The sequence below is a fragment of the Nocardia sp. CC201C genome (genome assembly GCF_030010695.1).
Taxonomy (GTDB): Bacteria; Actinomycetota; Actinomycetes; order Mycobacteriales; family Mycobacteriaceae; genus Nocardia; species Nocardia otitidiscaviarum.
Map to the genome: position 1 here is coordinate 1 of NZ_JASCXP010000294.1, position 9,447 is coordinate 9,447.

Genomic DNA, 9,447 nt, shown 5'->3' on the forward strand with positions numbered 1-9,447 from the left:
CTGCGGACCGCCGGGGAGTGCCTGGCCGCGCCGTAGCATGGACGCGTGACCCGGCCCGGGTCGCGCCGCAACCGTCGCGGAGTGGAGGCTTCATGACCGATCAGGACATTCTCGCGCGTATCAAGACACTGGTGGATCGCGAGCACGAGCTGCGGTCCAAGACCACCGGCGGTGAGCTGGACCCGGAGAGCGAGCGCGCCCAACTGGCCGAGCTCGAGGTGCAGCTGGACCAGTGCTGGGATCTGCTGCGGCAGCGCCGGGCCCGGCTCGACCAGGGGCGCGATCCCGATTCGGCCCAGCCGAATTCCGCCCAGCAGGTGGAAGGCTATCTCCAGTAGGTTTTTCGGCCCCCGATCGGGGGCCGATTTTTTTGGGATTTGACTTATCCGAATTCGTGCGACACCATTGTCGACGTTCATGCACCTCGATAGGTGAGGCTCCTACGCGAACACAGGCCACTGATCTGACGACGTCGAGAGACGCCCAAGGTTAGGACAGGTCTTCCCGGATTAAGGGATGTACCCGAAGTGGCTTCCCGGCTCGATGCCGAGACACGTCGCGTAGTGCCGAAACTTTGACGAGAGGGGTGCTCACCAGGGAAACGTCCCTGGCCCGCTCCCTGCTGTGCTTTCGATTCGGCGTCCCCGCACGCCTCGGCCGCAAGGAGGTGAGATCCGCAGGATGACACCCGGTGGAAGTCCGTATCCGTCTCGATCACTCTGCATTGTCTCGCCCGGTCGCGGCATTCCTTCGAACTGACAGTTCGGCGAATTCAGCGCATTCTCAGGCAATTGTCATGTCCTCGACAATTGCCCATCCAGCGTGCCCGAATTCGGTTGAAAAGAGTTCGAAGCGATGAATCGCGGCCCTGTCACCGAGGAGTTCGCCATGACCTTCATCGCACGTCGTACCCCAGCCACGCTGACCACCGCCCTGCTCGGCGGCTGCCGCCGTGGCGCGCACCGCCTGTGGGCACGCCGGAATCTCACCCCGCAGGAGCGGGCCAACCTGCTGGCGGGCTACACGCCACCGGCAGTGGTCAGTGCCTCGCTGGGCTGCCACCCGAAGCGGTAGGCGGCCACGCACCGACACCCCACAGTCCCGATGCGGCTACCGCGCGAGGAGTACCTCATGACCATGTCCACTCCGCTGTCCCTCCAGCAGCCGGAACCACCCACCCATCGTCCGTCGCGCCGGGAACGCCGGGCCGCCGAGCTGGAGGACCGTACCCGCGCGGTCGGCGCGAAGCTGGTGGGCATCAGTGCCCGACCGGCGAAACAGGTGCTGCACGACCTGGATTCGGTGCGCGCGGGCCTCGACCACGCCGACGCCGATCAGCGGCTGGCGCAGTACGGCCCGAACAAGATCGCCCACGAATACGTTCCGCACTGGCTGGTGCAGCTGGTGCGGGCGTTCGGGAATCCGTTCATCCTGGTGCTGGCGGGCCTTGCCGTCGTGCTCTACCTGACCGGCGATGCCGAGGGCGTCATCACCATCGGCATCATGATCACGATCAGTACGCTGATCCGGTTCTGGCAGGAGTTCCGTTCCAACCGGGCCGCCGAAGCACTGGCCCGGCTGGTCACCACCACCGCGGCGGTGGTGCGGCGCGATGCGGGCGCGCCGCGCGGCCGAGCCCGGGAGATCCCCATGGCCGAGGTGGTGCCCGGCGATATCGTGCACCTGGCCGCCGGTGACCTGGTGCCCGCCGATATGCGGCTCATCGCCGCCAAGGACCTCATGGTCGCCCAGGCTGCCCTCACCGGTGAATCGCTGCCGGTGGAGAAGGCCGACACCACCACCGGCGACACCCAGCGGCGCACCCGCCCCGACCCCGCCGATGCCGACAACCTGGTGCTGATGGGCACCTCCGTCACCTCCGGCACCGGTACCGGGGTGGTGGTCGCGACCGGTTCGGACACCTGGTTCGGCTCCATGGCCGACATCATGGTCGGCGCGCATCCGGAGACCGCGTTCGACACCGGGGTGAAGCGGGTCGCCTATCTGCTCATCCGGTTCATGCTGGTCATGGTGCCCGTGGTGTTCGTCGTCAACGGCTGGAATCAGGGCGATTGGACCTCGGCGTTCCTGTTCGCGGTGGCTGTGGCGGTGGGCCTCACACCGGAGATGCTGCCGGTGGTGGTGACCGCCAATCTCGCCAAGGGCGCGGTCGCCATGAGCAAGCGCAAGGTCGTGGTCAAGCGGCTGAGCGCGATTCAGAATCTGGGTGGCATGGATGTGCTGTGCACCGACAAGACCGGCACCCTCACCGAGGACCGGGTCGTACTGGACCGATACCTGGACGTGCACGGGCGGCCGAGCGACGAGGTGCTGCGGCTGGCGTATCTGAACAGCCACTTCCAGACCGGATTGCGTAATCTGCTGGACCGCGCCGTCATCGACCGGATGGACGAGGCCGAGGAGGCCGTGGTCGACAGCCGCTACCGGCTCGCGGACGAGATCCCCTTCGATTTCGTGCGCCGCCGGATGTCGGTGGTGGTCAGCGACCGATTGGGCGGCGTCGCGGAGAACCAGCTCGTCTGCAAGGGCGCGGTGGAGGAGGTCGTCGCGCTGTGCCGGTTCGCGCGCGACGGCGACCGCGAGACCGCCATGTCCCCCGAGCTGCGCGAGCGCGTGATCGACGTGGCCGAGCGCACCAATCGCGAAGGGCTGCGGGTGGTGGCCGTCGCCACCCGGGCGGTGCCGATCCGCGACCGCTACACGGCGACCGATGAGACCGAATTGACGCTGGTCGGCTTCCTCGCCTTCCTCGATCCGCCCAAACAGGACGCGGCCGCGGCGCTGAAAGCCCTGGCGGACAACGGCGTCGAGGTGAAGGTGATCACCGGCGACAGCGAACTGGTGGCGGCGCGGGTGTGCGCGGACGTCGGCCTCGAGGTGGGCGAACCGGTCACCGGCACCCGGCTGGAGCTGACCGACGACGCCGACCTGCCCGAATTGGTGGAGCGCACCACGCTGTTCGCCAAGATCGACCCGGCACAGAAGGCGCGCATCGTGCGGACCCTGCACGCGCGCGGCCACACCGTCGGCTTCCTCGGCGACGGCATCAACGACGCGGCGGCGCTGCGCGAGGCCGATGTCGGCATCTCGGTGGACACCGCGGTCGACATCGCCAGGGAGTCCGCGGACATCATCCTGCTGGAGAAGGACCTCATGGTCCTCGAACGCGGCGTCATCGAGGGTCGCCGCACCTTCGGAAACACCATGAAATACATCAAGATGACCGCGTCGTCGAATTTCGGCAATGTGTTCTCGGTGCTGGTGGCCTCGGCGTTCCTGCCCTTCCAGCCCATGCTGGCGGTGCACCTGCTGGTGCAGAACCTGCTCTACGACATCTCGCAACTCAGCATTCCGTGGGACCGCATGGACGAGGAGTATCTGCGCAAGCCGCAGCGGTGGAACGCCCGGGATCTCGGCCGGTTCATGCTGTGCATCGGCCCGACCAGCTCGATCTTCGATATGAGCACCTTCGCGCTGATGTGGTTCGTGTTCCAGGCCAACAGTCCCGAACACCAGACGCTGTTCCAATCCGGCTGGTTCATCGAGGGGTTGCTCTCCCAGACCCTCATCGTGCATATGATCCGCACCCGGAAGATCCCGTTCCTCCAGTCGCGGGCGGCCCTGCCGGTGCTGCTGACCACGGGCACGATCATGGCCGTCGGCATCTGGCTGCCCTTCTCGCCGCTGGCGGACGTCCTCCGGATGCAGGCCCTGCCGCTGGCGTATTTCCCCTGGCTGGTGCTGACGCTGCTGAGTTACTGCCTGGTGGCGCAGCTGGCGAAGACGCTGTACATCCGGAAGTTCGGCAGCTGGCTGTGATCGGTTCGGCCCGGCGACGTATTGGCAACAAGTCAGTAGGGTCTAGCGGGCGGGTGGGTCGCGCCTATACCGTTTTCCAATGGTGGCAACGATCGATATCACTACTGCCGACGGCGTCGTCCGCGGTTCCCGGGGCCGCCGCGTGGCGCGCTGGCGGTCCGTCCCCTATGCGGCGCCGCCCGTGGGAGAGCTGCGATTCCGGGCCCCGCAGCCGGTGCGGCCCTGGGCCGGGGTGCGCGACGCCCGGGAATTCGGCCTCGCCGCGATGCAGCATCGCAGCGGCGCTCGCATCGGGCCGCGGCAGCAGCAGCCGACCGGTGAGGACTGCCTGACGCTCAATATCACCGCGCCCGTTGGGCACTCGGCCACGCCGCGCCCGGTCATGGTGTTCATCCACGGCGGCGGGTACATGATCGGCACCTCGGCGCTGGGACTGTATTCCGGGGCGCGGCTGGCCGTGCGCGGTGATGTGATCGTGGTGTCGCTGAACTATCGGCTGGGTGGGTTCGGCTATGTGGACTTCAGCGAATATTCCACGCCCGAGCGGCGATTCGAGTCGAATCTGGGGCTGCGCGACCAGGTGGCGGCGCTGGAGTGGGTGCGGCGCAATATCGCGGCCTTCGGCGGCGATCCGGACAATGTCACGATCTTCGGCGAATCCGCCGGGGCGCACGCCGTGTTGAGCCTGTTCGCGACTCCGGCGGCGGAGGGTCTGTTCCACCGGGGTATCTCGCAGAGCCCGCCCGCGGCGTGGGCGGCCAGCCCGGACGACGCCAAACTCTTCGCCCGCCGCTGCGTGGAGGGTCTCGGGGCCGGCCCGGAGGAGGCATCGCGTGCGCTGATCTCGGCCGGTGCCAATGACATTCGCCGTGCGGTGGACCGGGCCGTCGCCACGGTGCTGCGGGAGCAGCCGGGACTGTTCCCGGCCGTGCCCATGGTGGACGGCGACTTCCTGCCGCGCTCCCCGCTGGACGCGCTCACCGAGGGCAGCGCGCACCGGCTGCCGCTCATCATCGGCAGCAATCGCGATGAGGGGACGCTGTTCGCGCGGCTGTCCGATACGCTGCCGACCACGCCGGAACGCATTCGCAAGGTGCTCGCGCATTCCAGCGCCGAGGCCGCGGCCCAGGTTGTCGCCGCCTACCCGGGCTTCCCGGACCCGAAGGTCGCGGTGCGCATGGGTGGGGATTTCGTGCTGTGGCGGTCCACGGTGACGGCCATGGAGGGACACAGCCGGTACGCGCCCACCTACGGCTACCGCTTCGATTTCGCCCCGCGCGCACTGCATCTCGCCGGATTCGGAGCCACCCACGCCTTCGACCTGATCCCGGTGTTCGGGGCCAGCGACACCCCGTTCGGACGCGCGCTCACGGTGGCGGGCGGTCAGCGTGGCATGCGCTCGGTGACCAGGCAGTTCCAGGACAACTGGCTGTCCTTCGCCCGTGACGGCGCACCCCTGCCGTCCTGGCCCCAGTACACCGAGGACCGGCGCACGACCATGATCATCGACTATCCGCCGCGACTGGAGGACGATCCCGACCGCGCCAAACGCCTCGCCTGGCAGGGAATTACGGTACCGACACTGATTTGAACCGACCCGAGCGCGGCGAGACCGCCGGGCCGTGGGCACCCAGCCCACGCGCGGTCGCGCACGGCCGCGCCGATTGCGATGGCGATTACCGGCCGCCGTGGCCCGCAGGGTCGCCGCCCTACTTCAGCAGGCGCGACATGCGGCGGTCGGCGAGGATCTTGCCGCCGGTCTGGCAGGTGGGGCAATACTGGAAGGACTTGTCCGCGAAGGCCACCTCGCGGACGGTGTCGCCGCAGACCGGGCACGGCATACCGGTGCGGCCGTGCACCTGCATACCGGAACGCTTCTCGCCTTTGAGCCGCGCGGCGTCCTGCCCCACGGAACGCTCGACGGCATCGCGGAGTTCGGCGCGCATGGCCGAATACAGCCGGGACAGCTGCTCCGCGTCGAGAGTTCCGGCATTCGCGAACGGCGACAGCCGCGCGGTGTGCAGGATCTCGTCGGAATACGCATTGCCGATACCGGCGATGATGGTCTGATCGGTGAGCGCGTTCTTCACCCGCTGCGAGGTGCCGTGCAGCAGTTCGGCGAATTCGGGTTCGCTCACCGCCAAGGCGTCCGGGCCGAGGCGGGCGATGCTGGGCACCGCCAGCGGATCGGTGGTGAGCCAGACCGCGAGCCGTTTCTTGGTGCCCGCCTCGGTGAGGTCGAAGGCCGGGGTCGCGCCCTCCGGGGTGAACAGGTGCACGCGCAGGGCGAGCGGCCCCTTCCCCGGTTTGGGTGGGGCGGCGCCGGGTTCGTCGAGCCAGCGCAGCCAGCCCGCCCGCGACAGGTGCGTGATCAGCCACAGCCCGTCGCAGTCGATGCCGAGGTGTTTGCCCCAGTGCCCCACCCCCGTCACATCGCGCCCGGACAGCGCGGTCACCGGCGGATCGAAGGTTTTGAGCACACTCAGCGCCGCAATATCGACCCGACCCACGACCGCGCCCACCGCATGCTCGGCGAGGAATTGCTCCAGCGCCACGATTTCCGGTAATTCGGGCACAAACGCAGCCTACCGGCACCCACCGACATGGCGCCCGATGTGAACACGCCCTGGTCAGACAAGCGAGCGGCCCGCCAGCAACCCTTCGCGCGCCTCGCCGACCAACTCCGCCCACGGCCGCTCCCCGAGTTCGGTCACCCCGGATTCGCCCAGGAAGGCGCTGGAGACCACCGCGTCCGGAGTCAGCTCGGCCAGCACATCCAGGCTCGCGACCAGCGTGTCCTTATCGCTGAAGCCCTCCAGGTAACCGGCCCACCAGCGGCCGTCCTCGCCTCGGATGATGGTGTCGCCGGTGAACAGGTAGCGCTTACCTGCGATGGTGGCCAGGTAGTTGGTGCTGCCCACGGTGTGGCCGGGAGTGGGGATGACCTCCAAACCGTCGAACGCGGTGTGCCGCGTCGTGAACGGATCGTCCACGGTGGTGGCGGTGACCAGGTCCGCCTCCGACTCGTGCAGGTGCAGTCGGGTACCGAACCGCTCCTTCAGCGTGGCCAGGGTGGAGGTGATCTCGTCCTGGTGGCTGAGGTACTGGTCGGCGACCCCGCCGAGTTCGGCCATGCGATCGAACTCGCTCTCGATGCTGGTGTTGTAGAACAGCACGTTGCCCTCCGGGCGGGTCCACAGGTAGGCGCGGGTGGTCAGGCCCGGTGCCGGGTTCTGGGTTTCGGTGACCCACAGGTCGGTGGCGATGCGCTCCATGATTCGCTCCTTCGGTCCGGGCCGTTCGGCGGCCACTCGGTGCTTTCACCCGGAAGGCGCGAGACCGAATCCAGCGCCGCGAGATTCGGCGATTCCCGCGCGACACGGACCGCGAAACAATGTCCGGCACGAAATGTCAGCGGTGCGGGCACAAATGTCATAGTTGTCCAGACGTTTGCCCCCATAGGGTTTCGCGCTGTCGGCCAATTGCGAACGCCCCCTTTTGTAGGGCCGACAGTGTGGAAGCTCCGCCCGGGTGGCCCACCCCGCTCGGACGGGGCTTCCGAACACAGCGGGAAGCGCCCCGGCGACAGGTCGGTGCCGAGCGGCTGTCGGCACCGGTGTGCCGAGGGGATGATTCGATCATCCGGCCCGGCGTCGATCCCACCGGACCGAAGGCTCATCAACCAGCTAGTCGGTGCCCGGCGGCCGGTCGGTGTCCCAGCTGCTAGTTGGTGCCCAGTGGTCAATCGATACCCGGCGGCCGATCAGTGCCCAGCGGCCGGTCGGTACCCCAGCGGATCTCGCGCTGCGGCTGATAGCGGCAGACCAGGCCGAGGGATACGCAGGCGCGCAGATGTTCGGCCAGCTCCGGATGCGCGTGGTCCAGGCGGCGCAGGGCGTCGCGGACGCGGGCGGAGACGGTTTTGCGGGCGCGTTCGGCATCATCGCCGAGGCGGCGGGTGCGACCGCCCAGTCCGGCCGCGCGGCGGAGTTCGTCCAACAGGGCGGCGCGCTCGGTATCCAGTTCGGCGGCGCGGTCGTCGTCGGAGCGGGCTGTGGCGCGGTCGATTTCGTCGTCGAGCCGCTCGAGTCGGCGGCGGAACTCGGCCTTGGCGCGCTCGTCGAGCACGGTGTCGGCACCCAGGCCGCGGGCGGCCGACGCGGTGGCCGCGGCGGTGCCGGTGCCGGTGAGCAGTTCCATCGACGAGATGTCGTGCCCCGGATTCGCGATGAGCGTGTGCAGATCCCGCAGCCCCTTGATATCGGGCAGATGCGCCGTCTTTCCCGCGAACCGCAGCGTCCAGACGCCGTCGGCGAGCCGGAAGACATTGGTGGCCGGTTCGATCGCGGTGTGCGCCCGCAGCACCTCGGCCCGCGTCGGCGTCGTGCCCAACCTCCGCAGTTCCCGCTCCGCAGCCGCCCGCCACGGCACCGACCGCATGCGCCGCGCCGCCTCCGCAGCCGCCTCCAACTCGACCGCGGCACTGTCGCGATCGCCCGCCGCCGCGTCGAGCCGCCCCAGCCAGTAGGCGTACGGCCCGTACACCGCGCCGCCCCCGGCGGTCACCGCCCATAGCTCGCGCAAGGGAGACAGCGACTCCCGCACCGACTTCCGCAACTCCGCGTCATCGAGCACCACCGCCGCTTCCGCCAGCGCGATCAACGCCCCGGCGTGGAAATGCCGCGGATATGTCTCCAACAGCACCCGCACCTCATCCACCCCACGCCGCACCTCATCCACCAGCCCCGCCTCGTCCTGCCCCCACCACGGATCACCGGCCCCGGCAGACGTGGTGTCGCCCCCGGGAGACGTGGTGTCGGCCCCGGGAGACGCGGTGTCGGCCCCGGGAGACGCGGTGTCGGCCCCGAACGCAGTGGCGACCCCGAAAGAGGCCGTGTCAGTCCCGGATTCAGCACCGGCCCCGAGACACGCCGAGTCAGCTTTGAACGCAGCAGCGGCCTCGGGAGACATGCCGTCGGCCCCAAGCGTAGGGACATCCGAGGGAGACGCCGTGTCAGCCTCGGACACAGTACCGGCTCGGAAAGACGCCGAATCAGCCTCGAACGCAGCAGCGGCCCCGGGAGACGCCGAGCCCACCCCGGACCCAGTGGCGGCTAGGCGGCGCGCTGCGGCGAGCAGGAGGGGTGCGACGGCGTAGGCGCTGGGCAGCTGCCGGTAGCGGGCGGTGAGGCGGGCGATAGCGGGCTCGTCGGCGGCGGTCAGCGCCAGTGCCCAGCGCTGTTCGAGCCACAGTGGCAGGCGGTCGACCTCACCGCTGCGCTCGCCGAGGGCGTACGCGTCGTCGATGGCCGCCGCGGCGGCGTGGCTGCCCGTGACGGTGGCCAGTGCGCCCGCGCGGGAGCGGGCGATGAAGCGGGGGCGGGGCAGGCGGGTGCGGTCGGCGTAGGCGGTGAGGGCGGCCTGTTCGGAGTGTGCGCGCGGATCACCGAGTTCCAGCAGGGCCGCGATGCGCAGCACATACCCCTGAATCCGCAGGTCCTCATCGCCCACGCAGTCGGCGACGATATGGATCTCCGCCGCGAGCGCCAGCCGCTCGGCGGCCGTCCCCGGCCGCCAGACGGCATCGTGTCGCGCCAGCAGGCTCGC

At 69.1% G+C, this 9,447-nt stretch carries 6 protein-coding genes, 1 pseudogene and 1 riboswitch; of the genes and pseudogenes, 4 read left to right on the top strand and 3 right to left on the bottom strand.

The window, feature by feature from the left end:
* The first annotated feature begins 92 nt into the window (after positions 1–92).
* From QK444_RS25555 to QK444_RS25570, 4 genes are all read left to right on the top strand, one after another.
* A complete protein-coding gene (locus tag QK444_RS25555; RefSeq protein WP_029931123.1) occupies positions 93–338 on the top strand; it encodes a DUF2630 family protein in 246 nt (81 codons plus the stop codon).
* A 78-nt stretch (positions 339–416) separates the two neighbouring features.
* Positions 417–593, top strand: a riboswitch (M-box (ykoK) riboswitch).
* A 262-nt stretch (positions 594–855) separates the two neighbouring features.
* Complete coding sequence (locus tag QK444_RS25560; RefSeq protein WP_282784455.1) at positions 856–1,074, top strand: hypothetical protein; 219 nt, start codon at positions 856–858, stop codon at positions 1,072–1,074.
* A 57-nt stretch (positions 1,075–1,131) separates the two neighbouring features.
* Positions 1,132–3,840: a magnesium-translocating P-type ATPase gene (gene mgtA / locus QK444_RS25565; protein ID WP_282784447.1), complete on the top strand. Its 2,709-nt coding sequence runs from the start codon at positions 1,132–1,134 to the stop codon at positions 3,838–3,840.
* A gap of 79 nt (positions 3,841–3,919) precedes the next feature.
* Positions 3,920–5,431, top strand: a complete 1,512-nt coding sequence (locus QK444_RS25570) for a carboxylesterase/lipase family protein (protein ID WP_282784449.1) — start codon at positions 3,920–3,922, stop codon at positions 5,429–5,431.
* Between the two features lie 118 nt (positions 5,432–5,549).
* Here QK444_RS25570 and QK444_RS25575 read toward each other — a convergent pair whose 3' ends face one another.
* The 3 genes and pseudogenes from QK444_RS25575 to QK444_RS25585 all read right to left on the bottom strand — a co-directional run.
* Positions 5,550–6,416, bottom strand: a complete 867-nt coding sequence (locus tag QK444_RS25575; RefSeq protein WP_282784451.1) for a DNA-formamidopyrimidine glycosylase family protein — start codon at positions 6,414–6,416, stop codon at positions 5,550–5,552.
* Positions 6,417–6,470: 54 nt separating this feature from the next.
* A complete protein-coding gene (locus QK444_RS25580; protein ID WP_282784453.1) occupies positions 6,471–7,115 on the bottom strand; it encodes an MBL fold metallo-hydrolase in 645 nt (214 codons plus the stop codon).
* A 466-nt stretch (positions 7,116–7,581) separates the two neighbouring features.
* Positions 7,582–9,447 (bottom strand): annotated as a pseudogene (locus QK444_RS25585) (hypothetical protein); the annotation flags it as partial.

Coding starts and splice junctions, on each gene's coding strand:
- QK444_RS25555 (WP_029931123.1), top strand. CDS start 93: ATGACCGATCAGGACATTCTCGCGCGTATCAAGACACTGGTGGATCGC.
- mgtA (WP_282784447.1), top strand. CDS start 1,132: ATGACCATGTCCACTCCGCTGTCCCTCCAGCAGCCGGAACCACCCACC.
- QK444_RS25560 (WP_282784455.1), top strand. CDS start 856: ATGAATCGCGGCCCTGTCACCGAGGAGTTCGCCATGACCTTCATCGCA.
- QK444_RS25580 (WP_282784453.1), bottom strand. CDS start 7,115: ATGGAGCGCATCGCCACCGACCTGTGGGTCACCGAAACCCAGAACCCG.
- QK444_RS25570 (WP_282784449.1), top strand. CDS start 3,920: ATGGTGGCAACGATCGATATCACTACTGCCGACGGCGTCGTCCGCGGT.